Annotated in this window: 26 protein-coding genes and 4 pseudogenes; 16 read left to right on the plus strand and 14 right to left on the minus strand. The window is 68.4% G+C overall.

Annotated elements, in window-relative coordinates:
* Positions 1-23 precede the first annotated feature (23 nt).
* Together thiD and BS74_RS05455 are read left to right on the plus strand one after the other, a co-directional pair.
* Positions 24-800: a bifunctional hydroxymethylpyrimidine kinase/phosphomethylpyrimidine kinase gene (gene thiD, locus BS74_RS05450; protein WP_038056749.1), complete on the plus strand. Its 777-nt coding sequence runs from the start codon at positions 24-26 to the stop codon at positions 798-800.
* Position 801: 1 nt separating this feature from the next.
* A pseudogene (locus BS74_RS05455) lies at positions 802-1,317 on the plus strand (alkaline phosphatase); the annotation flags it as partial.
* Between the two features lie 23 nt (positions 1,318-1,340).
* Here the strand turns inward: BS74_RS05455 and BS74_RS05460 are convergent.
* The 6 genes from BS74_RS05460 to BS74_RS05485 all read right to left on the minus strand — a co-directional run bounded on the left by BS74_RS05460 (position 1,341) and on the right by BS74_RS05485 (position 6,336).
* Complete coding sequence (locus BS74_RS05460; protein WP_038056750.1) at positions 1,341-2,099, minus strand: SDR family oxidoreductase; 759 nt, start codon at positions 2,097-2,099, stop codon at positions 1,341-1,343.
* Entirely contained in the window at positions 2,099-3,706 is a 1,608-nt protein-coding gene (locus tag BS74_RS05465; protein WP_038056752.1) for a long-chain fatty acid--CoA ligase, read from the minus strand. Before BS74_RS05465 ends, BS74_RS05460 begins: the two co-directional genes overlap by 1 nt.
* 100 nt (positions 3,707-3,806) lie before the next feature.
* A complete protein-coding gene (locus BS74_RS05470) occupies positions 3,807-4,163 on the minus strand; it encodes a PaaI family thioesterase (protein WP_038056754.1) in 357 nt (118 codons plus the stop codon).
* Between the two features lie 5 nt (positions 4,164-4,168).
* Positions 4,169-4,618 (minus strand): MaoC family dehydratase, encoded by a 450-nt coding sequence (locus BS74_RS05475; RefSeq protein ID WP_038056756.1) that lies wholly within the window; start codon positions 4,616-4,618, stop codon positions 4,169-4,171.
* 13 nt (positions 4,619-4,631) lie between these two features.
* Entirely contained in the window at positions 4,632-5,774 is a 1,143-nt protein-coding gene (locus tag BS74_RS05480; protein WP_038056758.1) for an acyl-CoA dehydrogenase family protein, read from the minus strand.
* Entirely contained in the window at positions 5,761-6,336 is a 576-nt protein-coding gene (locus BS74_RS05485; RefSeq protein ID WP_038056760.1) for a TetR/AcrR family transcriptional regulator, read from the minus strand. Before BS74_RS05485 ends, BS74_RS05480 begins: the two co-directional genes overlap by 14 nt.
* A 387-nt stretch (positions 6,337-6,723) precedes the next feature.
* On the opposite strand from BS74_RS05485, the pseudogene BS74_RS12405 reads away from it, so the two are divergent.
* The 4 genes and pseudogenes from BS74_RS12405 to BS74_RS05510 all read left to right on the plus strand — a co-directional run.
* A pseudogene (locus tag BS74_RS12405) lies at positions 6,724-7,291 on the plus strand (transposase); the annotation flags it as partial.
* A 119-nt stretch (positions 7,292-7,410) separates the two neighbouring features.
* A complete protein-coding gene (fbp, locus tag BS74_RS05500) occupies positions 7,411-8,502 on the plus strand; it encodes a fructose-1,6-bisphosphate aldolase/phosphatase (RefSeq protein ID WP_038056765.1) in 1,092 nt (363 codons plus the stop codon).
* 96 nt (positions 8,503-8,598) lie between these two features.
* Positions 8,599-10,185: a gamma-glutamyltransferase family protein gene (locus BS74_RS05505; protein WP_038056768.1), complete on the plus strand. Its 1,587-nt coding sequence runs from the start codon at positions 8,599-8,601 to the stop codon at positions 10,183-10,185.
* Between the two features lie 70 nt (positions 10,186-10,255).
* Entirely contained in the window at positions 10,256-10,858 is a 603-nt protein-coding gene (locus BS74_RS05510; RefSeq protein WP_038056770.1) for a hypothetical protein, read from the plus strand.
* A gap of 306 nt (positions 10,859-11,164) precedes the next feature.
* Here BS74_RS05510 and BS74_RS13125 read toward each other — a convergent pair.
* Positions 11,165-11,500: pseudogene (locus BS74_RS13125) on the minus strand (transposase); the annotation flags it as partial.
* Positions 11,501-11,659: 159 nt separating this feature from the next.
* Between BS74_RS13125 and BS74_RS05520 the strand changes: the two are divergent.
* On the plus strand, positions 11,660-12,142 hold the full coding sequence (locus BS74_RS05520) for a hypothetical protein (RefSeq protein WP_038056772.1): 483 nt from the start codon (positions 11,660-11,662) through the stop codon (positions 12,140-12,142).
* A 292-nt stretch (positions 12,143-12,434) separates the two neighbouring features.
* Positions 12,435-13,376 (plus strand): tyrosine-type recombinase/integrase, encoded by a 942-nt coding sequence (locus BS74_RS05525; RefSeq protein WP_038056775.1) that lies wholly within the window; start codon positions 12,435-12,437, stop codon positions 13,374-13,376.
* A 9-nt stretch (positions 13,377-13,385) separates the two neighbouring features.
* Here the strand turns inward: BS74_RS05525 and BS74_RS05530 are convergent, their stop codons facing one another.
* Positions 13,386-13,805: a type II toxin-antitoxin system VapC family toxin gene (locus BS74_RS05530; protein WP_038056777.1), complete on the minus strand. Its 420-nt coding sequence runs from the start codon at positions 13,803-13,805 to the stop codon at positions 13,386-13,388.
* Positions 13,787-14,029 carry an AbrB/MazE/SpoVT family DNA-binding domain-containing protein gene (locus BS74_RS05535; protein ID WP_038056779.1) on the minus strand — a complete coding sequence of 81 codons (243 nt, stop codon included), beginning with the start codon at positions 14,027-14,029 and terminating at the stop codon, positions 13,787-13,789. Before BS74_RS05535 ends, BS74_RS05530 begins: the two co-directional genes overlap by 19 nt.
* A gap of 103 nt (positions 14,030-14,132) precedes the next feature.
* Between BS74_RS05535 and BS74_RS05540 the strand changes: the two genes are divergently transcribed.
* The 7 genes and pseudogenes from BS74_RS05540 to BS74_RS05570 all read left to right on the plus strand — a co-directional run bounded on the left by BS74_RS05540 (position 14,133) and on the right by BS74_RS05570 (position 19,850).
* Entirely contained in the window at positions 14,133-14,720 is a 588-nt protein-coding gene (locus BS74_RS05540) for a TetR/AcrR family transcriptional regulator (protein WP_038056781.1), read from the plus strand.
* Complete coding sequence (paaA, locus tag BS74_RS05545) at positions 14,713-15,684, plus strand: 1,2-phenylacetyl-CoA epoxidase subunit PaaA (protein WP_038056783.1); 972 nt, start codon at positions 14,713-14,715, stop codon at positions 15,682-15,684. Before BS74_RS05540 ends, paaA begins: the two co-directional genes overlap by 8 nt.
* Positions 15,685-15,694: 10 nt before the next feature.
* Positions 15,695-16,216, plus strand: coding sequence for a phenylacetic acid degradation protein (locus BS74_RS05550; protein WP_038056786.1), 522 nt, complete (start codon positions 15,695-15,697; stop codon positions 16,214-16,216).
* Positions 16,209-16,967: a 1,2-phenylacetyl-CoA epoxidase subunit PaaC gene (gene paaC, locus BS74_RS05555; protein ID WP_038056788.1), complete on the plus strand. Its 759-nt coding sequence runs from the start codon at positions 16,209-16,211 to the stop codon at positions 16,965-16,967. The genes BS74_RS05550 and paaC overlap by 8 nt, the downstream gene beginning before the upstream one ends.
* Entirely contained in the window at positions 16,961-17,416 is a 456-nt protein-coding gene (paaD, locus tag BS74_RS05560; RefSeq protein WP_038056790.1) for a 1,2-phenylacetyl-CoA epoxidase subunit PaaD, read from the plus strand. The genes paaC and paaD overlap by 7 nt, the downstream gene beginning before the upstream one ends.
* A gap of 66 nt (positions 17,417-17,482) precedes the next feature.
* A pseudogene (gene paaZ / locus BS74_RS05565) lies at positions 17,483-19,485 on the plus strand (phenylacetic acid degradation bifunctional protein PaaZ).
* A 41-nt stretch (positions 19,486-19,526) separates the two neighbouring features.
* Positions 19,527-19,850 carry a winged helix-turn-helix transcriptional regulator gene (locus tag BS74_RS05570; RefSeq protein WP_038056792.1) on the plus strand — a complete coding sequence of 108 codons (324 nt, stop codon included), beginning with the start codon at positions 19,527-19,529 and terminating at the stop codon, positions 19,848-19,850.
* Positions 19,851-19,854: 4 nt separating this feature from the next.
* Here BS74_RS05570 and bfr read toward each other — a convergent pair whose 3' ends face one another.
* Genes bfr through nadC form a run of 5 tightly spaced genes read right to left on the minus strand, consistent with a single transcriptional unit; the run spans position 19,855 to position 23,960 of the window.
* A complete protein-coding gene (gene bfr / locus BS74_RS05575) occupies positions 19,855-20,331 on the minus strand; it encodes a bacterioferritin (protein ID WP_038056794.1) in 477 nt (158 codons plus the stop codon).
* 18 nt (positions 20,332-20,349) lie between these two features.
* Positions 20,350-21,840 (minus strand): L-aspartate oxidase, encoded by a 1,491-nt coding sequence (nadB, locus tag BS74_RS05580; protein WP_038056796.1) that lies wholly within the window; start codon positions 21,838-21,840, stop codon positions 20,350-20,352.
* Between the two features lie 16 nt (positions 21,841-21,856).
* Positions 21,857-22,780 (minus strand): quinolinate synthase NadA, encoded by a 924-nt coding sequence (nadA, locus tag BS74_RS05585; RefSeq protein ID WP_038056798.1) that lies wholly within the window; start codon positions 22,778-22,780, stop codon positions 21,857-21,859.
* Positions 22,781-22,783: 3 nt separating this feature from the next.
* Entirely contained in the window at positions 22,784-23,128 is a 345-nt protein-coding gene (locus tag BS74_RS12410) for a ribbon-helix-helix protein, CopG family (RefSeq protein ID WP_245606083.1), read from the minus strand.
* A gap of 4 nt (positions 23,129-23,132) precedes the next feature.
* Entirely contained in the window at positions 23,133-23,960 is an 828-nt protein-coding gene (nadC, locus tag BS74_RS05600) for a carboxylating nicotinate-nucleotide diphosphorylase (RefSeq protein WP_185747703.1), read from the minus strand.
* Between the two features lie 72 nt (positions 23,961-24,032).
* Here nadC and BS74_RS05605 point away from each other — a divergent pair, with 72 nt between their 5' ends.
* The gene (locus BS74_RS05605; protein ID WP_038056800.1) at positions 24,033-26,021 is read left to right on the plus strand and encodes a thioredoxin domain-containing protein; all 1,989 of its coding nucleotides are present in this window, start codon (positions 24,033-24,035) and stop codon (positions 26,019-26,021) included.
* Positions 26,022-26,116 lie beyond the last annotated feature (95 nt).

The raw sequence follows: 26,116 nt of genomic DNA on the forward strand, positions 1-26,116 counted from the left end.
CCCCATTATGCCCGAGGTGAGGCATGCGGGTAGCCCTCACCATCGCCGGCTCCGACTCCGGGGGCGGGGCCGGGGTGCAGGCGGACCTCAAAACCTTCTTCCGCTTCGGGGTCTACGGGGCGAGCGCCCTCACCCTGGTCACCGCCCAGAACACCCTGGGGGTGCAAGGGGTGGAGCTCCTTCCTGCTGCCTTCGTGGGGCGCCAGATCCAGAGCGTGGCCGAGGACCTTCCCATCCACGCCGCCAAGACGGGGGCCTTGGGGAGCGGGGAGATCGTGGAGGCCGTGGCCGAGGCGGTGGCCCGCCACGGGATCCGCCCCTTAGTAGTGGACCCGGTGATGGTGGCGAAGGGCGGGGAGCCCCTCCTGGCCCCTGAGGCGGTCCAGGCCCTGAGGGAAAGGCTCTTTCCCCTGGCCACCCTGATCACCCCGAACCGCCTCGAGGCGGAAGCCCTCCTGGGCAGGCCCATCCGCACCCTCCAGGAGGCGGAGGAGGCGGCCCGGGAACTCCTGGCCCTGGGCCCCGGGGCGGTCCTGCTCAAGGGGGGGCACCTGGAGGGGGAGGAGGCGGTGGACCTCCTCGCCACCCCCAAGGGGGTCCTGGCCTTCCGCGCCCCCCGCATCCCCACCCGGCACACCCACGGCACGGGCTGCACCCTCTCCGCGGCCATCGCCGCCCTCCTGGCCCTGGGGAGGCCCCTGGAGGAGGCCGTGGCCGAGGCCAAGGCCTACCTCACCCGGGCCCTGGAGACCGCCCCCGGCCTGGGGCACGGGCACGGGCCGGTGAACCACTTCGCCTAGGCGGAGCTACCTGGAAAGCTCGGCGGGCATTGACCTCCTCGAGCCCCAGAAGGCCAGCTTTGAATAGATGCGCCGGGTTCTGGGGAACAACCCCGACGCCGCCCAGGTGAAGGAGGCCTACCGGGCCATGAAGGGGGTGGCCCTCTCGGACGAGGAGGCCCAGATGGTGGTGGAGGCCATCACGAAAAGGGTCTATCGCCCGGACGGAAGCTTCGGCATCCAGCCCGACAACACCCTATCCTGGGCCATGGTCCAGAGGAACGCCCAGCGGCCCGACCGCCCCAACATCGGTTGGAGCTCCGGCCAGCACACGGCCAGCCCGGTGCTGTTGGCCCTTTACGGCCAGGGCCTGCGCCTCCTGAACCTGGGCCTTCTGGACAACACCCACGTGTTCCGGCTGATGGGCGAGGCCTTGGGGATCCGCTACCAGAACCCGGTGATGAGCGAGGAGGAGGCCCTGGAGATCCTCAAGGCCCGCCCCACGGGCGTGCGCCACCCCGAGGACATCTGGGCCTGAGGTAGGGGGGCCTCCTTTGGCCCTTAGAGGGCCGTGGCCCCTCCGTCCACGGGGAGGACCGCCCCGGTGATGTAGTCCGAGGCGGGGCTGGCCAGGAAGAGGACCGCCCCGCCCAACTCCCCCGGCCTCCCCGGGCGGCCCAGGGGCAGGGTGGCCCGCAGGTGGGCCTCCACCCGGGGGAGGACCTTTTCCGTCATGCGGGTGGGGAAGAAGCCCGGGGCCAGGGCGTTGACCCGGATGCCGAAGCGGCCCCACTTCACCGCCAGGTCCCGGGTGAGGGCGATGACCCCGCCCTTGGAGGCGGCGTAGCCCACCGCGTCCAGGACCTCCGGGGGCTCCCCCTTAAGCCCGGCCACGGAGGCGATGTGGAGGATCTTGCCGTAGCCCCGTTCCCGCATGCGCCGGGCGGCGGCCCGGCTGGCCAGGAAGGCCCCCACCAGGTTCACCTCCAGGACCTCCCGCACCTTCTCCACGGGCATCTCCAGGGAAGGGGCGCCCCAGCTGATGCCGGCGGCGTTCACCAGGATGGTGAGGGGGCCGAGCTCCTTTTCCACCTCCCCCACCACCTCCTCCAGCCGGGCCTCGTCCCGCACGTCCCCTTCCAGGTAAAGGGCCTCCCCCAGGTGCTTCCTGGCCTCCGCAAAAAAGGCCGCCCTGCGGGCCAGGACCGCCACCTTGGCCCCGGCCTCCTTCAGGGCCAAGGCCGCCTCGAGGCCCAGCCCTCGGGACCCCCCCGTGACCAAGGCCACCTTGCCGTCCAGACGAAACTGTTCCAGGAACATCAGCCACCCCCTTGGAAGAGGTCCTTGTACTTTTCCCTCAGGGCCCGCTTCAGGAACTTCCCGGCGCTGGTGCGGGGGATCTCCTCCACGAAGACGAAGGCGTCGGGAAGCTGCCACTTGGCGAACCCGGCCCGCAGGAGGTGGTCCTTAAGCTCCTCCTCGCTGGGCCGCTCGCCCCTCGGCACCACCACCGCCAAGGGCCTTTCCTGCCACCTGGGGTGGGGGATGGCCACCACCGCCGCCTCCTTCACCTTGGGGTGGCCCATGAGGGCGTTTTCCAGGTCCACGCTGGAGATCCACTCCCCGCCCGACTTGATGAGGTCCTTGAGCCGGTCCTTGATCTCCAGGTAACCCTCCTCGTCCCAAACGGCGATATCTCCCGTGCGGAACCATCCGTCCGGGGTCAGGGCGTTTTGGCTAGCCTCCTCGTTCCGGTGGTACCCCCCGGTGATCCAAGGCCCCTTCAGCTGGATCTCCCCCAGGGTTCTGCCGTCTTTGGCCACCGGGCGGCCCTCCTCGTCCGCCACCCGCAGGCGCACCAGGGGGATGGGCAGGCCGGTCTTGGCCTTGAGGGTGATCTTCTCATCCCAAGGGAGGCCCTCCAGGTGGCTCTTGATGAAGTTCTGCACCACCACGGGGGAGGTTTCCGTGAGGCCATAGCCCTGCCGCACCTCGATGCCCATGCGCTCCAACCGTTCCACCAGGCTTCTTGGGGCGGCGCTACCCCCCACCACCAGGCGCTTGAGGCTTTTCAGGCGATGGCCGGTGCTTTCCAGGTGGTCGGCCAGGGCCAGCCAGACCGTGGGCACCCCGGCGGTGAAGGTAACCCCCTCCCCGTCAAAAAGCTCCACCAGGGAGGCGGGCTCCAGCCTGGGGCCCGGTAGGACCTGCTTGGCCCCCACCAGGGTGGCGGCGTAGGGCAGGCACCAGGCGTTCACGTGGAACATGGGCACCACAGGAAGGACCACGTCCTTTTCCGAAAGGGCGGTGCCGTCCTCGAGGCTGGCGGCCAGGGCGTGGAGCACCAAGGCCCGGTGGCTGTAGACCACCCCCTTGGGGAGGCCGGTGGTGCCGGTGGTGTAGGCCATGCCGCAGGCGGCCCGCTCGGGGACCCTGACCGGGTCCGCCTCCTCGCCCAGGAGATCCTCGTAGGCCAGGTAGCCCTCGGGGGCCCCTTCGTCCATGGCCACGAAGTGGCGCACCGTGGTGAGCTCGGGCCTTAGGGCCTCCACCAAGGGGAGGAGCTGGGGGTCAAAGAGGAGGACCTTGTCCTCCGCATGGTTCAGGATGTAGGCGATCTCCTTGGGGGAAAGCCGGGGGTTGGCGGTGTGGAGCACCGCACCCATCCCGGGAACGGCGAAGTAGGCCTCCAGGTGGCGGAAGTGGTTGAACCCCAAGGTGGCCACCCGGTCGCCCACCTGCACCCCGAGCCGCCTCAGGCCCCCCATGAGCTGCCGGGCGCGGCGGTGGACCTGGGCGTAGTCCGTGCGGTGGACCTCCCCGGTGTGGAGGCGGGAGACGATCTCCTTCCTGGGGAAAAGCTCTGCTGCCCGCTCCAGGAAGTCCCAAAGGTTCAGGTCCTCCTCCATCATGGTGCTTGGGAACATGGCTTACCTCCTTTGCCGCCAGGATAACCCGGTTTGCCCGCGGATGGTTAGGGTGGGGATGGCCGGCCACCCCATGGCGGCCTGGGGCCAGCGCCGTCCTCTAGTCCCTGCGGTAAAAGGTGCCCTTGGCGAAGGCCACCCGCTCCTCCCCCAAAAACGCTTCCCCCACCGCATGGAAAAGCCTCCCTCCCCGGTGGATCACCCAGCCGCGGGCGGAAAGCACCCCTTCCCGCACGGGGCGGAGGTAGCTCACGGAAAGCTCCGCCGTGACCACCCGCACCCCCAGGCTCTCCACCGCCTGGCCAAGGGCGCTGTCCAGGAGGGTGGCCAGGATCCCCCCGTGCACCAGGCTCTGCCCCTGGAGGAACTCCTCCCGCACGGCAAGCCTCAGCTCGGCCTCCCCGCCTTCCCGCCTCACCACCTCGGCTCCGAACCAACGGGCAAAGGGGCTGGCCATACCCGCTACTCCCGGGGCCGCCTGCGGATCAGGGTGACGAACTCCCCCTCCTGCACCACCTCGTCCCGCTGGTTGAGGACCCGGACCCGCTGGACCACCACCCCCCGGTCGGGCTTGCTGGTTTCGTGCTTCTCCAGGATCTCGCTCTCCCCCCTCACCGTGTCCCCGATGAACACGGGCTTCAGGAACTTGTAGTTCCGGATCTCCATCCAGGCGAGGATGGTCCCCTCAAAATGCCCGCTTCGCTGCCGCAGGCCCGTGAGCATGGAAAGGACCAGGAGCCCATGGGCGATGCGCTGGCCGAAGGGGGTGGACTTGGCGAACTCCGCGTCCGTGTGGATGGGGTTGTAGTCCCCCGAGACCCCGGCGAAGTTCACCACGTCCGCCTCGGTGACCGTGCGGGCCGGGGTGGTAAAGCGCTGGCCTACCTCAAAGTCCTCAAAGTACATGGGCATCCCCATCACCTCCCTAGCCTTCCGCAAAGGCCTTGATCCCCGTGAGGTGGGCCCCGATCACCAGGGTCTGGATCTCGCTCGTCCCCTCGTAAAGGGTGAGGATGCGGGCGTCCCGGTAGAGCCTGGCCACCTCGTACTCCTCAAAGAAGCCGTAGCCCCCGTGGATCTGGATGGCCCGGTAGGCCACGCGGTTGGCGGCCTCCGAGGCGAAGAGCTTGGCCATGCTGGCCTCGAGGGTATACCTTTCCCCCTTGAGCTTTTTGGCCACCGCCTGGTAGGTGAGGAGGCGGCTGGCCTCGAGGTCCAGCTTCATCTGGGCCAGGTGGGCCTGGACCAGCTGGAAGCCGGCGATGGGCCGGCCGAACTGCCGCCTCTCCTGGGCATAGCGCAGGGATAGGTCCAAAGCCCTCTGCATGAGCCCCACGGCTCCCGCCGCCAGGGAGACCCGGCCGGTGTCCAAGGTGGCGAGGGCGATCTTGAAGCCTTCCCCCTCCCTCCCCAAGACCCTATCCTTGGGGACGCGCACCCCCTCGAGGAAGACCATCCCCGTGTCCGCGGCCCGAAGCCCCAGCTTGCCCTTTAGGGGCGTGGTGCGCACCCCGTCCTCCCGCTCCACCAAGAAGGCGGTGATGCCCCGGCTTCCCTTTTCCGGATCGGACTTGGCGAAGATCAGGAAGACCTGGGCCACGTCCGCGTGGGAGATGAAGGTCTTCTGCCCCTCCAGGACGTAATGGTCCCCATCCCGGTAGGCCCGGGTGCGGAGGCTTGCCGCATCCGAACCCGCCTCGGGTTCGGTGAGGCCATAGGCCCCCAGGATCTCCCCCCGGGCCAGGCGGGGGACGTAGCGGCGCTTTTGCGCCTCGGTCCCGAAGGCAAGGAGGGGCGTGAGGACCAGGCTTTGTTGCACGGAGAGGATGGAGCGCAAGGAGGCATACCCCCCAAGCTCTTCCAAAAGGGCCACGTAGGCCCAGAAGTCCAGGCCGGCGCCCCCCAGCTCCTCAGGCACGAAGACCCCGAGGAAACCCAGCTCCCCCATGCGCTTCACCAAGGGCCAGGGAAAGGCTTCCTGAGCCTCGTATTCCCCCAAGGCGGAGCGAGCTTCTTCCAGGAAACGCCTGGCCAGGTGTCGGATCTCCCGGTGTTCAGGTATCTCCATCTTCTAACCCCCTGAGGAGGAGGTGGTAGTACCACCGGGCCACCTCCTCCGCCCGTAAAGGCCCCCCTGGGCGGAACCAGCGGATCATCCAGTTGAGCATGGAGAGGATGGCCCGCCCGGTCAAGGCCACGTCCAGCTGGCGGAAAACCCCAGCCTCCATGCCCCGCCTTAGGAGGGTGCGGAGGGCCTCCTCGTACTGGTCCCTCAGGGCCAGGATGGGAGCCTGCTTTTCCGGAGAGAGGCTTTGGAGGCCCTGGAGCATGGTGACGAAGAAGGGTCGGTTTTCCTCAAAGAAGCGGGCGTGCCCCTCCATAAAGCGGAGGAGGGCTTCCCGGGGATCGGAGACGGCCAAGGCCTTTTTCGCCTCCTCGAGGAGCCCCTCCAGGGCCTGGCGGCTGATCTCGTAGAGGACCTCCTCCTTACTCCTAAAGTGGTGGTAGAGCGCCGCCTTGGAAAGCCCCAAGGCCTCGGCCAGGTCCTGGACGCTGGTGGCCTCGTAGCCTCTTTCCGTGAAGAGCCTTGCGGCTTCCTCCAGGATGCGGTGGCGGGTGGTGGTTCCCATATCTCACCGACCGGTCGGTAAGTTCACTCTACCCCCGGGCGGGCAGGGCGTCAAGGTCCCCGGGGCTTGCCTTGCAAGCCCTCTTGAGTTATGCCTTTCCCGAGATGGGCAAGCGCGGCTTCGTCCGAAGGGAACCGAGGCCCAAGGAAGTCCTGGAGCTCTGCCTGTACCTGGCCCAAGAGGTGGCCCCACCCACCCCCAAAGGCCACCGCGGCAGACCCTGGCGCTACACCCATGCCCTGTACCTGGCCCTCCTCCTCTTCCGCGCCTTCTACGGTCTCACCTACCGAGCCACAGAGGCCCATCTCCAGGACCTCCTAGAGGGCCCCTTCCCCTCCCACCAGGCCCTGGCCGCCTATGCACAGAAACACCTGAACGAAGAGGTGCTGCAGGCGCTGCTGGAACGGCTGGTACAGGAAGTGGAAGCCCGGCTTCCCCAAGAGGAAGGGGAACCCCCCTTTTCTTGATGGACAGCACGGGGCTGGCCTACCGTAGCAAAGACACGGTGCTGCGCTGGCGCAGGGGGCAGGAGGAGCGGCGGATGCGGGGGCACAGCCGGCTTTTGGCCCTGGTGCGGTGGAGGAGGGGGCAGAAGCTTTTGGCCCCTTGGGGGGGCGGGGTGCTTTTGGGGGACGCGGGCTTTGACGGGAGGGAGGTGTGGGAGGTGGTGCGAGGGCTTGGGGTGTGGCCCCTGATCCGGCTGCGGGGAGGGGGAGAGGTGCGGGATGAGGTGCGGCGGGAGGTAGCGGCGAGGTGGGACGGGGAGGTGTATCGGAGGCGAGGGGTGGTGGAGGGGGTGTTTGGGGGGATGAAGACGCGTTTGCGGAGGGGTTATTTGCAGGAGCGGAAACCGCATACGGCCATGTGGCGGGCCTTTATGGAGTTCCTTGCCTACGGCCTGCGCATCCTGCTCACCCTGCTTCCCCCTCAGGGGGGGTACAAGGCGATTTACTAGGCAAGCCCAGGTCCCCGGCGGCTTCCATCCATGTTTCCACGCTTTTCCCGCCTTATGGAGGAAGCAGGCTTGCCAAAGCACCCATTAGCGTGGAAGGATGGAAACGGAAGGAGGGACTTATGAAGGTCACGCTCAGCGTCCTCAAGGCCGACATCGGTTCCGTGGGGGGCCATACCCTGCCGAGCCGCAGGGTCCTGGCCAGGGTAGAGGAGGTGGTGCGGGGGGAAGTGGGCCGCCTCCTGCGGGATGCCCATGTGTTTCACATCGGGGACGATATCGTCCTCCTCCTCGCGCACACCCATGGGGTTCGGAACCCCTCCATCCACGAGCTGGCGTGGAAGGCCTTCCGGGAAGGTACCCAGGTGGCCAAGGAGGAGGGGCTTTATGGGGCGGGACAGGACCTTTTGAAGGACGCCTTCACCGGTAACCTCCACGGCCTGGGGCCCCAGGTGGCGGAGATGGAGTTTGAGGAACGCCCCGCCGAGCCCTTCATGGTCCTGGCCGCCGATAAGACGGAGCCCGGGGCCTTCAACCTACCCCTTTACCTGGCCTTTGCCGATCCCATGTACTCCTCGGGCCTCCTTCTCTCCTCGGAGTTGCGCCCGGGTTTCCGCTTCCGCATCATGGACCTGGCCCAGACGGAGAGGGATAGCTACATTGAGCTGGAGGCCCCGGAAAGGCTCTACGACATCGCGGCCTTGCTCCGGGATTCCCACCGCTTTGGGATAGAGTCCATCTGGTCCCGGCGCTATGGGGAGATCGCCGCGGTGGTGAGCACCACCCGCTTGCGCAACATCGCCGGGCGCTACGTGGGCAAGGACGATCCCGTGGCCATTGTTCGCACCCAGAAGATCTTCCCCGCCACGGAGGAGTTCGGCCCCCCCTTTGCCCTGGCCCCCTTTGTGGCGGGGGACACCCGGGGAAGCCATCACCTGCCCCTGATGCCGGTCAGGGCCAACACCCCCGCCTCCAGCTTCTTCTGCGTGCCCATGGTGTGCGGGCTTGCCTTTTCCCTCAGGGAGGGGAGGCTCTCCGAGCCCGTGGATCTCTTTGCGGACCCCGTCTGGGATGCGGTGCGGGCCAGGGTGGTGGAGAAGGCCCAGGAGATGCGCCGCCAGGGCTTCTACGGCCCCGCCATGCTGCCCATGGAGGAGCTGGAGTACACGGGGATCGCCGAGCGGCTTAGGGAGTTGGAGCGGGAGTTTTCGTAGGGGCGAAGGGAAGACAAAAAGCACAAGCAGTGTAATCGTGAAAGTCAGCACATAACCATGAGCCCGCAGGCCTAAGACCGCTGTACAGTAAACCCCATGGACCTCACCCACTACCCCCACCCCTCCCGCCGGCACGTGGTCATGGGCCGGCGGGGGGCGGTGGCCACCAGCCAACCCTTAGCGGCCCTGGCGGGGATGGAGATGCTCCTTAAGGGGGGAAGCGCTGTGGATGCGGCCATCGCCATGGCCGCCTGCCTCACGGTGGTGGAACCCACCTCCAACGGGCTTGGCGGGGACCTCTTCGCCCAGGTGTGGGATGGAAAGCTCCACGGCCTGAACGCCTCCGGGAGGAGCCCCATGGCCCTTACCCCGGAAAGGGTGCCGGAGGAGGGGATGCCGGCTCGAGGCTGGCTTCCGGTGACCGTGCCGGGGGCGGTCTCGGGCTGGCAGGCCCTCCACCAGCGCTGGGGCCGGTTGCCCTTTGCCGAGGTGCTGGCCCCGGCCATCCGCTACGCGGAGGAGGGGTTTCCCGTGGGGCCGGAAACGGCCCGGGCCTGGCGGCGGGCGGAGGGGATCTACCTCCCCCTCGAGGGCCCCGAGTTCCAGGCTTTCAAGGAGGTCTTCTTCCCCGGGGGCCGGGCGCCTGGGGCAGGGGAGGTGTGGGCAAGCCCCTGGCACGCCAAGACCCTGAGGGAGCTCGCCGAGAGCTACGGGGAGAGCCTTTACCGCGGCTTTCTGGCGGAGGCCGTGGCCCAGTTCAGCGAGGCCACCGGGGGGCTCCTGGCCTTGGAGGACCTGGCGGCCCACCGCCCCGAGTGGGTGGAGCCCCTGGCCTACACCTACAAAGGGCTTACGGTGCACGAGCTTCCCCCCAACGGCCAGGGCATCGCCGCCCTCTTGGCCCTGGCCATTTTGGAGGGTTTTGACCTGAAGCCGGAGGACGCCTTCAGCTACCACCTGCAGATTGAGGCCATGCGCCTGGCCCTGGCGGACGCCTTTCGCCACGTGGCCGACCCCCGGTGGCTGGAGGTGCCTTCCCAGGCCCTCCTCGCCCCCGGGTACGTGGCCCAGCGCCGGCAGCTCATCGGCGAGAGGGCCCTGCCCCAAGCCCTTCCGGGGTTCCGGCCCGAGGGGACGGTGTACCTGGCGGCGGCGGACGGGGAGGTCATGGTCTCCCTGATCCAGTCCAACTACCAGGGGTTTGGGTCCGGGATCCTCGTCCCCGGGACGGGCATCGCCCTGCACAACCGGGGCCTGGGCTTCTCCCTCGAGGAGGGCCACCCCAACCGGGTGGGGCCAGGCAAGCGGCCTTACCACACCATCATCCCGGGCTTCCTCACCCGGGAGGGGAAGCCCTTGGGGCCTTTTGGGGTGATGGGGGGCTACATGCAGCCCCAGGGGCATGTGCAGGTGGTGCTGGCGCTCACGGACTTCCGCCTAAACCCCCAGGCGGCCCTGGACCGGCCGAGGTGGCAGGTGGTGCCGGGTAGGGGAGGGGACGAGGTGCTCCTGGAACCGGGCATCCCCCCGGCCACGGCCCTCCTCCTCAAGGACCTGGGGCACCGGGTGCGCTACGAGGCGGAGTACGGCCTTTTTGGGCGGGGACAGGTGGTGCTGCGGCATGGGGAGGTGCTGGTGGCGGGCTCGGATCCAAGGGCGGAGGGGTTGGCTTTGGTCTGGTGAAGGGGGTTTAAGCCCCATCCCCTCCCAGGGATGGCTTCCCCTTTTCGCGCGGGGAGGGGATAATGGTTCCATGGAAAGGAAGACCATGTTTTCCTTCCAGCGTTTGGGCCCCTTAGGCTTCCTCACCCTGGCCCTTCTCCTTTCGGCCTGCCAGAGCCTCTTCCAGGTTCCCAAGCCCCCCGTGGAGGTCCAGGGGGCGGGGGTTCTCCTCGAGGCCCTCCCCGGGGACTCCCGGCAGGTGGCCGTCCGCCTGGCCCAGGGAGCAGAGGGGGCGGAGGTCTTCCTGCGCCTGGCGGACCCCTGCGCCAAGGGCACCGCCTCCTGCCCCGGCTGGGATGCCAGCCGCTACCCCGGGGTGGAGCACACCCGGGAGCGCTTCGTCCTCTCCGCCACCGAGCCCCAGGCCACCTTCACCTTCACCGTGAGCGGGGATGCCCTACCCCAGGGGCCCTTCAAGTGGGAGGTGGTGGCGGTGGATGGGGCGGGGAAGGAGTGGACCTTCCCTGTGTACCTCAGGATCCGCCAGTCCCAGGACGAACCTCCCCTGGAGGTCATGAACCGCTGGCGGGCATGGGCGGGCCTCCGCCCCTTTGCCCGGGAGGACGCCGAAAGGTCCTTCGAGTGTTGGCAGTACGGGCGCTACGCCGTGCTGAACCGGGATGTCATTGGTTAAGACCCTCCCCACACTGCAAACCCCACCCGTCCCTTTTACACCCCGGAAGCGGACCGGTGTGCCCGGACCAGCAACCTAGTTTTCGCTCATGAGAACTCCCTTCTTCTTTATACCCCCCAGGATGTCATAAGCCTTTACATTGCTGCGCCCTTTCACCGGCTCAGCCTCTTCCTGGACTACCCAGAGTCGGTTACTCTCTGGTATGCCCAGTTCCGTTTGAGGATCGATGACGGGATTATCTCGGAAATACCCTTCGGCATTGATACACCTATTGCTCAACCAAAAGAGATTCCTTCGTTTGCTACTTCAAAGCTCCACCCCTGCCATCTTCAGGAGAACCCGACTCCGGATGAGGTTGTGGGCTAAGAGGACGAGGTTCACCCTCGCCACGAGCCCCCAGTAAGAGCGAGCCTCAACCCGCCCAAGCCCCAGGGAACGCACCATCACACTGAAACGCGTCTCGATCCAGTTTCTCACCCTCCCCATCCACTTCCGCCATCCCGTCTCCACCACCTGTCCCCCCCGCAGGCGATAAGGTGGGGTGAGAACGCCCTCCACCCAGCGAAAGCCTCGGTCCCCCAGAACGTGCTCCAGCCCCTCCAGAAGCCCCCTGGCCCAGGTTTCCCGGGCACCGCTACCGGGTGGTGGAGTACTGGGACTGGTCCGCCAACTTCGCCGCGGTGGACAACGGGAAGGAGGGTTTTTCCTCTCTTCCTTCTGGTCCCGTTGAAATTTTCCTCGGCGACTACTACGATTTCTCCAACGGGGTGTGGCGCATCAGCCGATAGGGGGTGGTGAAGGATGCGTAAGCTCGTCGGCCTTGGCCTGCTGGTGTCGCTGGCGGTGCTGTTTTCGGCCTGTGGTAAATTGGTCTTTGATTATCCTGGTTATCCCACAGAGCTTCCCGTGTTGTACTACCCCCAGAATCCCAGCCTCTGCCCCGGAGGAGCGGGAGCGGTGAGCACCAACAACCCAAGGTTCTACAGCCTGCCCCTGAAGCCCACCACCTCCCCTCCCACGCCCCCGGGACCGGGGGAGATCATTCCTTTTCCGGCTGATATTGGGCCCGTCACGGGGCTACCTTTCTACATGGGCGACAGCGCAGAGAAGTACGACCTGACCTTCTACTGCAACGCCGGGGAGGGCCGCCACCTGACCACCCCCGGCCCCCGCTGGCCGCCACGGGACTACTTCGTCGTCAAAGATAAGATCCCCGTCCTCGTGGTGGTGGAGGACGTCGGCCAGCCCGGGTACCTGCGCTGGTACTGGGCGTACCTCGAATGAATAAAGGCCTTCAGCTCCGAGGCGGTGGTTCTGACAGGGTGCCCAGCTCCGCTCTCCCTACGGCGGAGGTGGTGGAGGCCAGGCCCCTGGAGGGCCTCAAGCTCCGGCTTCGCTTCTCGGACGGGAAGGAGGGGGTCTCGGGGCCCCGGTCTGGCCCGGGGGGCTAGACCTGGACCCCCTGGTGCTCTACGCCCAGGCCCTAGGCACCGGGCTTCCCCTGCCGGCGGAGGCCTCGGGGGCCTAGGGGCTTTCCAGCCGATGCGTGTGTGTTCGCGAAAGGTACATTTCGCGCATGTATAATGCCCCCATGGCCGCAGACCACCCCCAGCCCGTTGTTTGGAAAACCCTCGGCATTAGAAAGCCCGATAAGGCCCTTGCAGAGCTAGCCCCCTACGCGGAGTACCTGCTCCTGGAGCGGGGCTACTCCCCCCGGGGGGTGCGCCGGTACCTGCAGGACCTGGCCTTCTGGTTCCGCTTCCTCGAGGCCCAAGCCCTTCCCCCAGGCCCCGAGGCGGTGCGAACCCTCCTGCTCCAGGAGCGCTGGGCACCCAGGCGGGTGCAAGGCTTCCTGGCGGCCCTCAGGAGCTACTACCGCTACCTGGCCCAGGTGCGGGGCGAGCCGGTGCCGGACCCCACGGAGGGCATCGGCCGGCCCAAGGCGGGGCGCCGACTGCCCTTGCACCCAAGCCCCGAGGAACTCAGGCGCTTCCTCGAGGCTTTTCAGGAGGCCAAGGAAGCCAGGCTCCTCGCCGCCTTGGCCCGCTTCCTGTACGGCACCGGCCTACGCATCTCCGAGGCCCTCTCCCTAAAGGGCCGCAACCTGGTCCTGGAAAAAGGGGTTCCCGTGGCGGTGCGGGTGGTGGGCAAGGGCAACAAGGAGCGCCTGGTGCCCCTTTCCAAGACGGCCCGGGAGGCCCTGCAGGAGCTGGGGCCGCCCCAGGGCAATGTGCCGATTTTCACTTTCTCCCAGGGGAAGCGGAAGGGGCGGGTACCTTCCGCCCGCTACGTGGAGGCCCAGTTCCGGGAGGCGGCCCTCAGGGCGGGCCTGGACCCCCGCCGCTTTACCCCCCATAAGCTCCGGCATGCCTACGCCACCCTGCTGGTGGAAAGGGGCGTGGAACTGGACGCGGTGAAGGACCTTCTCGGCCACGAGTCCATCGCCACCACCCAGATCTACCTGCACGCCTCCCGGGAAAGGCTCAAGGAGGCGGCCTCGAGGCTCCCCGAGCTCTGACGCGGCCCCTCAGGAGGGCTCCTGGGGCAGCACCTCCCGCGCCCTACGGGCCAGGGCCCGGTCCAAGGTGGCCAGGCCCCCTAGGCGCGCCCGGTGAAGCAGAAAGGCGTCCACGAAGCTCAAGGGGCCGCGCCCCGCCTCCTCGAGGGCCAAGCGGCACACCTCCGCCTCCTCCACCTCCACCCCGTCCCTTTCCAGAAGCTCCCCAAGCGCCCGAGCCGCCTCCTCCTTCGGCACCCGATAGAAGGAAACCAAGGTGTAAAAGGCCTCCGCCACCACCAGGGGGTGCACCCTTAGGCGGTAGCCTCCCCCCTCGGCCCCAGCGAAAACCTGCAAGGCCCTCTCCGCCAGCTCCGGGGGTTCCCCGGTGAGGAGCCGCAAAATAAGGCTCGTGTCCACCCAGTAACGCTTCACGGCTCCTGCGCCCACGCCTCCTCCCGCGCCTTCCGCTCCCCTTCCTCCCCAGGGTAGGCCACCCGGCCCCGGAAGCGCCCCAAGAGGTCCCGCAGGGAAACCCGTTTGCGCAGCCGTAGCACCACCTCTCCCTCCCTTACCTCAAAGGCCACCTCATCCCCTGGGCCCACCCCCAGGGCTTCCCGCACCCGCTTTGGCAGGGTGATCTGTCCTTTACTGCTGATTTTGCTCTTTACCATGACATGTTTAGTTTACCCCGAGGACCATACCCAAGCCATAAGGTAACCCGGGACACTTGTCCCTTCCCCCAAGGTGTGCTAGACTAACAAACGACCGTTAGCCATGGAGCGCCGGGAACAGATCCTCACCGTGGCTGGCCACCTCTTCAGCCAGCGGGGCTACCACGCCACCAGCATGCGGGAGCTGGCCAAGCACCTTAACCTCCAGGGGGGAAGCCTCTACGCCCACATCGCCTCCAAGGAGGAGCTCCTCCTGGAGGTGGTGCGGCAGGCGGCCAAGCGCTTCCTTGGGGTCCTGGAGGGACTGGAGGGCGATCCCGTGTCCAAGCTGAAGGGCCTGGTGCGGGGCCACCTGGAGGTCATCGCCCAGGAGCTCCCCCGGGCCACGGTCTTCTTCCACGAGTGGAAACACCTCTCCCCTCCCCTTCTGGAGGAGGCCAAGGCCCTGAGGCGCCGCTACGAGGAGGGGGTGCAGGCGGTGATCCAAGAAGGGATGGAACAAGGGGTCTTCCGCGTGGAAAACCTGCGCCTGGCCACCCTCTTCGTCCTTTCCGCCCTGAACTGGACCTACCAGTGGTACCGGGCGGATGGGCCCCTTTCCCTGGAAGAACTTTCGGAAGCCTACGCCACCCTCATCCTGAGGGCGCTCGGCGTGGAGGCCAAAGAGGAGGAAGGAGGCGGCAATGGTTAGGCTTAGGATCGGCTACCCTGAGGACCCCGACTACGGGGAAAGGCTTGCGGAGTTTGAGGCCCGCATCGCCCGGGGCGAGAAGCTCGAGCCCGGGGACTGGATGCCCGCCGAGTACCGGCGCCAGCTCATCCGGATGATCTCCCAGCACGCCCATAGCGAGTGGGTGGGCATGCTGCCCGAAGGGGCCTGGATCCCCCGGGCCCCCTCCATCAGGCGGAAGCTCATCCTGCTGGCCAAGGTCCAGGACGAGGCGGGCCACGGCCAGTACCTCTACCACGCCGCCGAGACCTTAGGGGTGACCCGGGAGGAGATGGTGGAGGCCCTCCTCTCGGGGCGGGCCAAGTACTCCAACATCTTCAACTACCCCACCCTCACCTGGGCGGACGTGGGCATCATCGGCTGGCTGGTGGACGGGATGGCCATCAAGAACCAGACCATGCTGGCCCAGTGCTCCTACGGGCCCTACTCCAGGGCCATGGTGCGCATCTGCGCCGAGGAGACCTTCCACCACAAGCAGGGCAAGGAGGCGGTCCTCCTCTACGCCAAGGGCTCCAGGAAGCAACGCCAGATGGTGCAAGACGCCCTGAACCGTTGGTGGTGGCCCACCCTGATGATGGCCGGCCCCCACGACACCGACTCCCCCCACACCCCCCTTCTCCTCCGCTGGGGCATCAAGACCAAGACCAACGACCAGGTGCGCCAAGAGTTTTTAAACGAGCACGTGCCGGAGCTTTTAGACGCGGGCCTCATCCCTCCAGACCCCGACCTCCGCTACGACGAGAAGACGGGCAACTGGATCCACGGCCCCATCCCCTGGGACGAGTTCTGGAAGGTGATCCAGGGCGAAGGCCCCATGAACCGGCACCGCCTCGAGGCCCGGCGGAGGGCCCACGAGGAAGGGCGCTGGGTGCGGGAAGCCCTGGAGGCCCACGGAAGGCGCCGCCTGGCCCAGGCCGCGGATTAGGAGGTAGGCCATGTGGGGAACCGAATGGCCCCGGTATGAGGTGATGAAGCAGGACACCCCCAGGTCCCCCGTGCAAATGGTGGGCTCGGTGCACGCCGCAGACCCCGAGCACGCCCTCCTCGTAGCCCGGCACGTCTTCGTCCGCCGCCCCGCCGCCTACGCCCTCTTCGTGGCCCCGGCGGAGGCCTTCTTCCACATCACCCAGGAGGCCCTCAAGGACCCCGGGGGGCTGAGCCCCGAGGAGGGACCCGAGGAGGCCTACTGGGTCTTCGCCAAACGGAGCCACCGCCGGAGCATGGTCTACGGGGACCTCCTGGGCCGGTTCCTGGCCAAGGGCCCGGCGGACGCCATCGCCCAAGCCCTCCTCCAGGGGCAAGGGGTAGCCTTCTGGGCGGTGCCCGAGCGGCTGGTGGTGGGCACCGAGTCCACGGAGGAGGTGGTGGAAAGCTGGTTCGCCCCGGCCAAGGAGAAGACCTACCGCCTGCAGAGCTACTACGGGCTCATCACCGCCAAGGGGGTGGAGGATGCTTGAGGCCTACCTTAAGGACGCCCTGGTGGCCCGGCTCACCGCCTTGGCCGACGACGAGGTGATCCTGGCCCAGCGGCTTTCCGAGTGGGTGGGGCACGCCCCCATCCTCGAGGAGGACATCGCCATCGCCAACCTGGCCCAGGACGAGCTGGGCCACGCCAAGATCTGGCTGGAGCTTCGGCAGGAGCTGGACGGCGCGGATCCCGACCGCCTGGTCTACTTCCGCGACCCCCTTGAGTTCCAAAACGCCGTTCTGGTGGAGCTTCCCAAGGGGGACTGGGCCTTCACCATGGTGCGGCAGTACCTCTTTGACGCCTACGAGAACCTCTGGCTCAAGGAGGCCACCCAAAGCGCCTATCCCCCCCTGGCCGAGGCCGCGGCCCGCATCCTCAAGGAGGAGCGGTTCCACCTCAGGCACAGCGCCCTCTGGGTGGAGCGCCTGGGCCAGGGAACCGAGGAGAGCCACCGCCGGGCGCAGGCGGCCCTGGAGACCCTCTTCCCCTACGCCCGCCAGCTCTTCCAGCCCCTCCCCGAGGAGGAGGCCCTGGTGGAGGCGGGGGTGGTGCCGGCCCCGAAGGCCCTCGAGGGGCCCTACCTGGAGGAGGTAACCGCCCATCTGGAGCGCTCCGGGCTCACGCCCCCCAAGGGGGGGTACGTGCCCAAAAGCCGCCAGGAGCACACGGAATACCTCTGGTCCCTCCTGGCGGAGATGCAGTCCGTGGCCCGCTGGGACCCGGAGGCCAAGGCATGGTAGAGCGGTACTGGGAAGCCCTAAGGGGGGTTAAGGACCCGGAGATCCCGGTGCTGGACATCGTGGAGATGGGCATGGTCCTCTCCGTGGAGGAGGAGGGGGAAAGGGTACGGGTCACCTTCCGCCCCACCTTCTCGGGCTGCCCCGCCCTGCGCCTCATCCGGGAGGAGATCCAAAAGGCCCTGGAGGCCGCGGGGGCCAAGGCGGTGGAGGTGGTGGAGGCCCGCACCCCCTGGACCACGGAGGCCATGGCGGCGGAGGCCAAGGAGAAGCTGCGCGCCTACGGCATCGCCCCACCCCTGCCTCTCCCCATGGCGAGCGGGGACCCCCCCTGCCCCCGGTGCGGGAGCCAGGAGGTGGCCCTGAAAAACGCCTTCGGGGCCACCTTGTGCAAGTCCCTCTACCAGTGCCAGGCCTGCGGGGAGGTGTTTGAGGCCTTCAAGGCGGTCTAGGCCAAGCCCTGGGGAAGGGCCCCGGAGGGACCGGGGCCCGAAACGCCGCTACGGGAGGGAAGGCTGATGAAGATCAAGAGCTACCTATTGGGAGAGTGGCGCGAGGGCATGGGCGAGGGCGTGGCGGTGCGGGATGCCGCCACGGGGGAGGTGCTGGGTTTCGTCACCTCCGAGGGCTTGCCCCTGCGGGAGGCCGTGGCCTGGGGCCGGGAGGTGGGGGGGAAGGCCCTTTTGGCCCTGGACTTCAGGGAGCGGGGAAGGCGGCTTAGGGGCCTGGCGCAGTACCTATCTGAGCGCAAGGAGGAGCTTTACTGCCTCTACGCCACCACCGGCGGGACCCGGCAAGACGCCTGGTACGACGTGGACGGGGGGATCGGGGTCCTCTTCGCCTACAGCTCCCTGGCCCGGCAGCTTCCCGAGGGCAACCTCCTCCCCGAGGAGGAAAACCTCCCCCTGAGCAAGGACTACTCCTTCCAGGGAAGGCATCTTCTGGGCCCCAAGGGGGGGATCACGGTGCAGATCAACGCCTTCAACTTCCCCGTCTGGGGCCTGCTGGAGAAGTTCGCCCCCGCCTTCTTGGCGGGGGTGCCCACCCTGGCCAAGGCCGCCACCCCCACCGCCCACGTGGCCGAGGGGTTGGTGCGGCTCATGCTGGAGTCCGGGCTTTTGCCCGAGGGAAGCCTCCAGTTCGTGGCGGGGGGCCTGGGGGAGGCCCTGGAGGCCCTGGACCATAGGGACAGCGTCTACTTCACGGGCTCCAAGGCCACCGCCGACCGCCTCCGCCGCCACCCGGCCTTCCTGGAACGGGGGGCCCTCTTCAACGCCGAAACCGACTCCCTGAATGCCGCCCTCCTGGGGGAGGCGGCGGGGGAGGAGGAGCTTTTGCGGCTTGCCCAGGAGATCGCCCAGGAGCTTACCATCAAAACGGGGCAGCGCTGCACCGCCATCCGCCGGGTCTTCGCCCCCAGGGACCGCCTCGAGGCCCTCCTGGCGGCCACCCGCAAGCACCTGGAGGACCTCCGGCTGGGGGACCCCAGGGAGGAGGGGGTAAGCCTAGGCCCCCTGGCCTCCCTGGAGCAGAGGGAGGAAGTGGAAAGGGCCGTGGAAACCCTCCTGGCGGGAGGGGCCCGGGTCTACTGGCAGCACCCGGGAAGGCGGGACGGGGCCTTCTTTCCCCCCACCCTGCTCCTGGCGGAGGACCCCTTGGGGGAGGCCCTCCACCGGGTGGAGCCCTTTGGCCCCGTGGCCACCTTCTTCCCCTACGGAAGCCGGGAGGAGGCCCTGGATCTGGTGCGGCGGGCCGGGGGGATGCTGGCGGCCACCCTGGCCACCCCCGACCCCGAGGAGGCCCGCTTCTACCTCCTGGGGCTTTCCGGGGAGGTGGGCCGGCTCCACATCCTGAACCGCAGGGACGCCCATAGCTCCACGGGCCACGGCTCCCCCTTGCCCCGCCTCCTCCACGGGGGCCGGGGCGGGCGGGGGGCGGGGAGGAGCTGGGGGGGCTTTTCTCCGTGCGGCGCCACCTGGCCCGCCTGGCCCTCCAGGCCGACCCCGAGACCCTCCAGGCCCTCACCGGGGAGTACGCCAAGGGGGCGGAGCGCCCCGCCCAGGTGCACCCCTTCCGCAAGCCCTACGAGGCGCTGGAGATCGGGGAAACCCTCCTCACCCACCGCCGCACCGTCACCGAGGCGGACATCGCCCTCTTCGCCCACCTCTCCTGGGACCACTTCTACGCCCACACCGACGAGTTGGCCGCCAGGGAGAGCCTTTTCGGAAAGCGGGTGGCCCACGGCTACTTCGTCCTCGCCGCCGCCGCGGGCCTCTTCGTGGACCCGGCCCCAGGCCCGGTCCTGGCCAACTACGGCCTCGAGGGCCTTCGCTTCACCGAGCCCGTGGGCATCGGCGACACCCTGCAGGCCCGGCTCACCGTGAAGGCCAAGCGGCCCCGGGACGAGAGGACCGGGGTGGTGGAGTGGGCGGTGGAGGTGGTGAACCAGGAGGGCAAGACCGTGGCCAGCTATACCGTCCTCACCCTGGTGGCGCGGAGGCCCCAGGAAGGCCAAGCCTAAGGGGAAGCCGAAGCCGGCTTCCCCTGTGCTACCATGGGGGTATGGCCGAGCCGGAGGCCTTCTGCCCGGTCTACGAGGCCCTCAACCTCCTCCAGGAAAAGTGGACCCTGCACATCATCAGGGCCCTCCTGGAAGGCCCCAAGGGGTTCAACGAGCTCTCCCGGGCCATCGGGGGGGTGAACCCCGCCACCCTATCCCAGCGCCTGGAACACCTGGTGAACCTGGGGGTGGTGGAGAAGAGGGTGGAGTCCTTCATGCCCCCCCGCACCCGGTACAGCCTCACCGAGGCCGGCCGGGAGCTGGAGGCGGTGATCGCCGCCGTCGACCGCTGGGCGCGCAAGCACCTCAAGGCCCCCGTGGGCTAGGGCCCTACCCGGCCTCCCCCGCCAGGTACTGCAGGTAGTTCTGTAGGCCCATCTGGTGGAGGAGTTCCCGCTGGGTTTCCAGCCAGTCCACGTGGGCCTCCTCGTCCTTGAGGATCTCTGCCACCAGGTCCCGGGTGCCGTTATCCCCCAAGGACTGGGCCAGGTTCATGGTCTCGTTGTAGCCCCGCACCGCTTGGAGTTCCCCCTCATAGTCCTTGAAGAGGATCTCCTCCACGTTCTTGCCGATCCTGATCTCCCCGATGCGGCTCACCTCGGGGAAGCCCTCCAGGAAGAGGATGCGCTCAATGTGCCGCTCCGCATGGCGCATCTCGGTGATGGCGTGGGCCTTGAGGTGGCGGGCCAGGGCCCTAAAGCCCCAGTTCTCCGCCATCTCCGCGTGCACCATGTACTGCAAGATGGCGGCGAGCTCCTCGGAAAGCCTTTCCTGAAGGCTTTGGATCACGTCCGGATGCCCTTTCATAGGGAACCTCCAGGGCCATTATACCCCCAGGGGCACCCGGCGCAGGGTGAGGCCCTGGGCCTCCAGGTGGTAGGCCTCCTGGGCCTCCTGGGGGAAGTCCTCCCGGAAGTGGGCCCCGCGGCTTTCCTCCCTGAGGAGGGCCATGCGGAGGAGAAGGCGGGCCAAAAGGGCCAGGTTCCCCGCCTCCAGGTGGGGCCTTGCGGCCAGGTCCGGGGGGCCTTCCTCCAGGGGAAGCCCCTCGGCGAAGGCCAGGGCCTCCTCCAGGCCCTCCCTCCGGCGAACCACTCCAGCCCCGGCGCCCATCCGCCTCCGGAGCTCAGGGAGGTGGCGGGGGTCCAGGGTGAGGGCCGGAAGGGCCTCGAGGGCCTTGGGGAAGGCCAGGTCAGCCAGCGCCGCCCGGGCGGCCCGCTCCCCCATGACCAGGCCCTCCAGGAGGCTGTTGGAGGCCAGGCGGTTCGCCCCGTGGAAGCCGGTGGAGGCCACCTCCCCCGCCGCGTAGAGCCCCGGAACCCCGGTGAAGCCCCAGGGGTCCGTCTTCACCCCGCCCATGGCGTAGTGGGCGGCGGGGGCCACGGGGATGGGTTCCCTAAGGGGTTCCAAGCCCAAGGCCCGGGCCGAGGCCACCACCGTGGGAAAGCGCTCCTCCAGCTGGGGGATGGGCCTTAGGTCCAGGAAGACCCCGCCCGTGCGCTCCCTCTCCCGGAAGACCGCCCGGGCCACCACGTCCCGGGGGGCCAGCTCCCCTAGGGGGTCGTAGCGGGGCATGAAGCGCTCCCCCAGGGCATTCAGCAAAAGGGCCCCCTCGCCCCGGCAGGCCTCGCTCACCAGGGAACCGTCCGGAAGGGCCGTGGGGTGGAACTGGACGAACTCCAGGTCCCGGAGGACCGCCCCCGCCCGGTGGGCCAGGGCCATGCCGTCCCCCGTGGCCCCAGGGGGGTTGGTGGTCACGGGGAAAAGCTGCCCAAGCCCCCCGGTGGCCAGGAGCACCGCCCCCGCCCGCACCTCCAGGGGGCCCTCGGGGCCCAGGACCCAGGCCCCGGCCACCCGGTTTCCCGCCACCAGGAGGCTTGCCGCCAGGTGCCTCTCCAGCACCGGGCTCCTAAGGCGGGCAAGGAGCCCCTGGAGGAGGAAGAGGCCGCTCCTGTCCCCGCCCAGGTGGCGCACCCGGGCCCGGGAGTGCCCGCCCTCCCGGGTGGGCTCGGGGTGGAAGGGAAGCCCCCAGGCGAGGAGGCGCTTTAGGTGCTTGGGCGCCTCCTCCAGGAGGGAGCGGGCCACCCCTTCCTCCACCAGGCCCCGCCCGGCCCTCAGGGTGTCCTGGAGGTGGGCCTCCAGGTCCTCCTCGCCCAAGGGGAAGGCCACCCCGCCCTGGGCCCAGGAGGTGGCGCCGGAGGGCAGGGGGTCCTTGCTGAGGAGGAGCACCCTGGCCCCCTCGGCCTCCGCGGCTAGGGCGGCGTACACCCCCGCCACCCCCGCCCCCAGGATCAGGAGGTCCACGGTCTGGGTGCGCATGGCCAAAGCCTAGGCCTTAGCCCACGGCCACCATGGCCTCGAGGGCCCGCCGGGCTCGCTGGGCCACCTCCTCGGGCACGCGCACCTCGTGGCGCATCTCCTTCAGGGAGAGGTAGACCTTTTCCAGGGTGATCCTTTTCATGTACTCGCACACCGCCTCGGGCTTCACCGGGATGAAGGTCTTCCCCGGGGCCTCCTTCTTGAGGCGGTGGAGGATCCCCACCTCCGTGGCCACCACGAACTCCTGGGCCTCCGAGCGTTTGGCGTGGCGCACCATGCCCTCCGTGGAGAGCATCTTGGCGTCGGGCTTCAGGTAGAGGCAGCTTGAGCCGCAGCCGCACTCGGGGTGGATCAGGAACTCCGCCCCCGGGTGCGCCTCCAGGAGGGCCTTTAGGTGCTCCTCCCGGATGCCCGCGTGCACGTGGCACTCCCCCGGGAAGAGGTCCATCCGCCTGCCCGTGACCCGGGCCACGTGGGCCCCCAGGAACATGTCCGGAACGAAGAAGATGGGCCGGTCCTGGGGGAGGCGGGAGACCACCTCCACCGCGTTGGCGCTGGTGACGCACACGTCCGCCAGGGCCTTCACCTCCGCCTTGGTGTTCACGTAGGCCACCACGATCCCCTCGGGGTGGGCCTCCTTCCAGGCCCGCACGTCCTCGGGGCGGATGCTGTCCGCCAGGGAGCAGCCCGCCTCCAGGTCTGGCAGGAGCACGGTCTTGTCGGGGTTGAGGATGGCGGCGGTCTCCGCCATGAAGTGCACCCCAGCGAAGACGATCACCTTCGCCCGGGTTCTCTGGGCCTCCCGGGCGAGGCCCAGGGAGTCCCCCACGAAATCCGCCACCTCCTGCACCTCGGGAAGCTGGTAGGAATGGGCCAGGATCACCGCCTGCCGCTCCGCCTTCAGGCGGAGCACCTCTTGGGTAAGGCGTTCCTTTTCCATGGTCTAAACGTCCACCGGGCTGAAGCCCTGTTCCCAAAAGCCTTCGTCAAAGGCCAAAGCCTTCCGCAAGCCCCTTCGTTGCATGAAGAAAAAGCTGGTCCAGTCCACCAGGCTAATCTCCCTCCGCCCGGAGGCCGAAAGGGCGGTCAGGACCGCAGGCGCGCACCGCCTCGAGTCTGGACCAAGGCCACGCTCTCCACCACCCCATAGCCCTGGGTCACCAGCCGCCCGGCGCACCAGCTCCGCCAGGGATACCCCTTCCTCCTGGGCCAGGGCCCTTAGGCGCTGGGCCTGCTCCTCGGGAAGCTGCACCTGGGTCCGCACCATGCCTTCATGGTAGCGCAGCATGCCCTCATGGCTTCACCACCAGGAGGGAGAGGTCCAGGGCCTTGGCGGAGTGGGTGAGGGCCCCCACGCTCACGTAGTCCACCCCGGCCTCCGCCGCCTTTCGGGCGCGCTCAAGGGTCATGTTGCCGCTCGCCTCCAGGGGCACCCGTCCCCCCACGCGGCGCACCGCCTCGCGGAGGTCCTCGAGGGGGAAGTTGTCCAGGAGGATCAGGTCCGCCCCCGCCTCCAAAGCCTCCGCCAGCTCCGCCAGGTTCGTCACCTCCACCTCCACCTTCAGGTGGTGGGGCGCCCCGGCCTTGGCCCGGCGCACCGCCTCGGCCACGCCCCCCGCCGCCCGGATGTGGTTCTCCTTGAGGAGGATCCCGTCAAAGAGGCCAAAGCGGTGGTTCCTGCCGCCGCCCACCCGCACCGCGTACTTCTCCAAGGCCCTAAGGCCCGGGGTGGTCTTGCGGGTGTCCAGCACCTGGGTCTTGGTCCCCTTTAGGGCCTCCACGTAGGCCCGGGTGAGGGTGGCGATGCCGGATAGGCGCTGGAGGAGGTTGAGGGCAAGCCTCTCCCCCGCCAGGATGCCCCTTAGGGGCCCCTCGAGGCGGGCCACCTCTTGCCCGGGCTCCACCCTCATCCCCTCCTCCACCAAGGGGGTGAAGGTGATGCGGGCGTCCGCCAGGGCGAACACCTCCCGGGCCACGGGAAGCCCGGCCATGACCCCCCTCTCCTTGGCCAGGATAACCGCCTGGCCCACCAGATCCTCAGGAACCGTGAGGCGCGTGGTGAGGTCCCCGTGGCCCAGGTCCTCGAGGAGCCAGGCCTTTAGGGTGTCCAAGGGCACCATGGCCCCCATTGTAAAAAAGACTTTGTGGGGTTCGGGTACCCACCGAACCGCCTCCAGGTCTAGGCTAAGGCCATGGCCAACCGCCTCTCGGGTTCCCGAAGCCCGTACCTCCTCCAGCATGCGGAGGATCCCGTGGACTGGTACCCCTTTGGGGAGGAAGCCTTTGCGGTGGCGAGGCGGGAGGATAAGCCCATCTTCCTCTCCGTGGGCTACAGCGCCTGCCACTGGTGCCACGTGATGCACCGGGAGTCCTTCCAGGACCCCGAGACCGCATCCCTGCTCAACGCCCACTTCGTCCCGGTGAAGGTGGACCGGGAGGAAAGGCCCGATGTGGACACCGCCTACATGCGGGCCCTGGTGAGCCTCACCGGACAGGGGGGCTGGCCCATGAGCCTATTTCTCACCCCGGAGGGCAAACCCTTCTTTGGGGGCACGTACTTCCCCAAGGAGGACCGCGCCCACCTCCCCTCCTTTAAACGGGTCCTCCTGGCGGTGGCCCAGGCCTGGCGGGAGGAGCGGGAGGCCCTCCTTAAGGAGGCGGAAGGGCTCTCCGAGGCCCTTTGGCGGAGCCTAACCCCCCCTCCTGGACCCGTGCCCCAGGACGCGGAGGAAAAGGCCTTGCGGCATCTGGCCCGCTCCTTTGACCCGGAGTGGGGCGGGTTTCTCCCCGCGCCCAAGTTTCCCCAAGGCAACCTGCTCCTTTACCTCCTGGCCCTGGCCTGGCGGGGGGAAGGGGAGGCAGGGAGGATCCTCAAGAAAACCCTAAGGGCCATGGCCCTAGGCGGGATCTACGACCAGGTGGGCGGGGGGTTTCACCGTTACGCCGTGGACCGGTTTTGGTACCTTCCCCATTTTGAGAAGATGCTCTACGACAACGCCCTTCTCGCCCGGGTGTACCTGGGGGCCTACCGGGTCTTCGGGGAGGAGCTCTTCCTGCGGGTGGCCCAAGAGACCCTGGACTGGCTTCGTGGCATGCAGGGGCGCGAGGGGGGTTTTTACACCGCCTTAAGCGCCGAAAGCGAGGGGGAGGAAGGGCGCTACTACACCTGGGGCGCGGAGGAGTTGGAGGAGGCCCTGGGTGAGGACTTCCCCTTGGCCCGCCGGTACTTCCGCCTGGAGACCGCCCCCCTGGTGGGGGAAGGGGGGAGGAGGGTGCTCACCGCCTGGGGCGAGGAGGAGCTCCGGAAGGAGCTGGGGGAGGCCTTTGCCCCATGGCGGGCGGGGGTGCGCTCCCGCCTCCTGGCCCGGCGGCGCCGCCGGACTCCCCCCGACCTGGACGACAAGGTGTTGGCGGATGGGTCCGCCTTGGCGGTGCGGGCCCTGGCGGAGGCGGGGAGGCTCCTTGGGCACCAGGGCTACCTGGCGGCCGCCCACAAGGGGGTCCGCTTCCTCCTCAGAACCATGGGCAGGGACGGCCTGGTCCGCCACACCTGGCGCGCGGGGGCCTTGGGGGAGGAAGCCTTTCTCCAGGACCAGAGCTTCACCGCCTTGGCCCTGCTGGAGCTTTACGCCGCCACGGGGGAGTGGCCCTATCTGGAGCGGGCAAGGTCCTTGGCGGAGGCGGCTTGGGAGGTTTTCCGGGGAGGGGGCCTCGAGGGTAGCCCAACTGGCGCAAAGCCCCTACCTCTACCTGCCAAGGAGGTGGAGGAGACCACCGTTCCCTCCGGCGCAAGCGCCCTGGCGGAAGCTTTTTGGCGCCTTGACGCCGCCTTTGGAGGGGACTACCGGAAACGGGCCCAGGCGCTTATGGAGGGCATGGCCCTGTGGCTTGGGCGCCACCCCCAGGCCCTGCCCGGCTTCCTCCTGGTCCACCGCCTGCTGGAGGAGGGCACCGCCCTCGCCCTTCCCCTGCCCTCTTCCCTTTGGGAGGAGGCGAAGGGGCTCTACCTTCCCCTTACCCAACTGGTCGCGGGCCCTGCCGATGCCCTTCCGGGGCTTGCGGGACGGGAGCCCGGAAGGGCCTACCTCTGCCGGGAGGGGAGTTGCCGCATGCCCGTGGGGGATGTGGAGGCCTTGCGGGGGGAGATCCGGGAGGTTTACCGGGGAGCAAATCTTGTGTAATCTTTCACGATGCCATAGGCTCGTGCGCTACCTCTCACCCACTCGGCGTTGACATCCACCCCCGACCCCCTTAAGCTGTTACCGACCATTCGGTA

The sequence above is a fragment of the Thermus amyloliquefaciens genome (assembly GCF_000744885.1).
Taxonomy (GTDB): domain Bacteria; phylum Deinococcota; class Deinococci; order Deinococcales; family Thermaceae; genus Thermus; species Thermus amyloliquefaciens.

Excerpts from the sequence above, each read along its gene's own strand:
- thiD (WP_038056749.1), top strand. The coding sequence starts at position 24 with ATGCGGGTAGCCCTCACCATCGCCGGCTCCGACTCCGGGGGCGGGGCC.
- BS74_RS05460 (WP_038056750.1), bottom strand. The coding sequence starts at position 2,099 with ATGTTCCTGGAACAGTTTCGTCTGGACGGCAAGGTGGCCTTGGTCACG.
- BS74_RS05465 (WP_038056752.1), bottom strand. The coding sequence starts at position 3,706 with ATGTTCCCAAGCACCATGATGGAGGAGGACCTGAACCTTTGGGACTTC.
- BS74_RS05470 (WP_038056754.1), bottom strand. The coding sequence starts at position 4,163 with ATGGCCAGCCCCTTTGCCCGTTGGTTCGGAGCCGAGGTGGTGAGGCGG.
- BS74_RS05475 (WP_038056756.1), bottom strand. The coding sequence starts at position 4,618 with ATGCCCATGTACTTTGAGGACTTTGAGGTAGGCCAGCGCTTTACCACC.
- BS74_RS05480 (WP_038056758.1), bottom strand. The coding sequence starts at position 5,774 with ATGGAGATACCTGAACACCGGGAGATCCGACACCTGGCCAGGCGTTTC.
- BS74_RS05485 (WP_038056760.1), bottom strand. The coding sequence starts at position 6,336 with ATGGGAACCACCACCCGCCACCGCATCCTGGAGGAAGCCGCAAGGCTC.
- fbp (WP_038056765.1), top strand. The coding sequence starts at position 7,411 with ATGAAGGTCACGCTCAGCGTCCTCAAGGCCGACATCGGTTCCGTGGGG.
- BS74_RS05505 (WP_038056768.1), top strand. The coding sequence starts at position 8,599 with ATGGACCTCACCCACTACCCCCACCCCTCCCGCCGGCACGTGGTCATG.
- BS74_RS05510 (WP_038056770.1), top strand. The coding sequence starts at position 10,256 with ATGGAAAGGAAGACCATGTTTTCCTTCCAGCGTTTGGGCCCCTTAGGC.
- BS74_RS05520 (WP_038056772.1), top strand. The coding sequence starts at position 11,660 with ATGCGTAAGCTCGTCGGCCTTGGCCTGCTGGTGTCGCTGGCGGTGCTG.
- BS74_RS05525 (WP_038056775.1), top strand. The coding sequence starts at position 12,435 with ATGTATAATGCCCCCATGGCCGCAGACCACCCCCAGCCCGTTGTTTGG.
- BS74_RS05535 (WP_038056779.1), bottom strand. The coding sequence starts at position 14,029 with ATGGTAAAGAGCAAAATCAGCAGTAAAGGACAGATCACCCTGCCAAAG.
- BS74_RS05540 (WP_038056781.1), top strand. The coding sequence starts at position 14,133 with ATGGAGCGCCGGGAACAGATCCTCACCGTGGCTGGCCACCTCTTCAGC.
- paaA (WP_038056783.1), top strand. The coding sequence starts at position 14,713 with ATGGTTAGGCTTAGGATCGGCTACCCTGAGGACCCCGACTACGGGGAA.
- BS74_RS05550 (WP_038056786.1), top strand. The coding sequence starts at position 15,695 with ATGTGGGGAACCGAATGGCCCCGGTATGAGGTGATGAAGCAGGACACC.
- paaC (WP_038056788.1), top strand. The coding sequence starts at position 16,209 with ATGCTTGAGGCCTACCTTAAGGACGCCCTGGTGGCCCGGCTCACCGCC.
- paaD (WP_038056790.1), top strand. The coding sequence starts at position 16,961 with ATGGTAGAGCGGTACTGGGAAGCCCTAAGGGGGGTTAAGGACCCGGAG.
- BS74_RS05570 (WP_038056792.1), top strand. The coding sequence starts at position 19,527 with ATGGCCGAGCCGGAGGCCTTCTGCCCGGTCTACGAGGCCCTCAACCTC.
- bfr (WP_038056794.1), bottom strand. The coding sequence starts at position 20,331 with ATGAAAGGGCATCCGGACGTGATCCAAAGCCTTCAGGAAAGGCTTTCC.
- nadB (WP_038056796.1), bottom strand. The coding sequence starts at position 21,840 with ATGCGCACCCAGACCGTGGACCTCCTGATCCTGGGGGCGGGGGTGGCG.
- nadA (WP_038056798.1), bottom strand. The coding sequence starts at position 22,780 with ATGGAAAAGGAACGCCTTACCCAAGAGGTGCTCCGCCTGAAGGCGGAG.
- BS74_RS12410 (WP_245606083.1), bottom strand. The coding sequence starts at position 23,128 with ATGCTGCGCTACCATGAAGGCATGGTGCGGACCCAGGTGCAGCTTCCC.
- nadC (WP_185747703.1), bottom strand. The coding sequence starts at position 23,960 with ATGGTGCCCTTGGACACCCTAAAGGCCTGGCTCCTCGAGGACCTGGGC.
- BS74_RS05605 (WP_038056800.1), top strand. The coding sequence starts at position 24,033 with ATGGCCAACCGCCTCTCGGGTTCCCGAAGCCCGTACCTCCTCCAGCAT.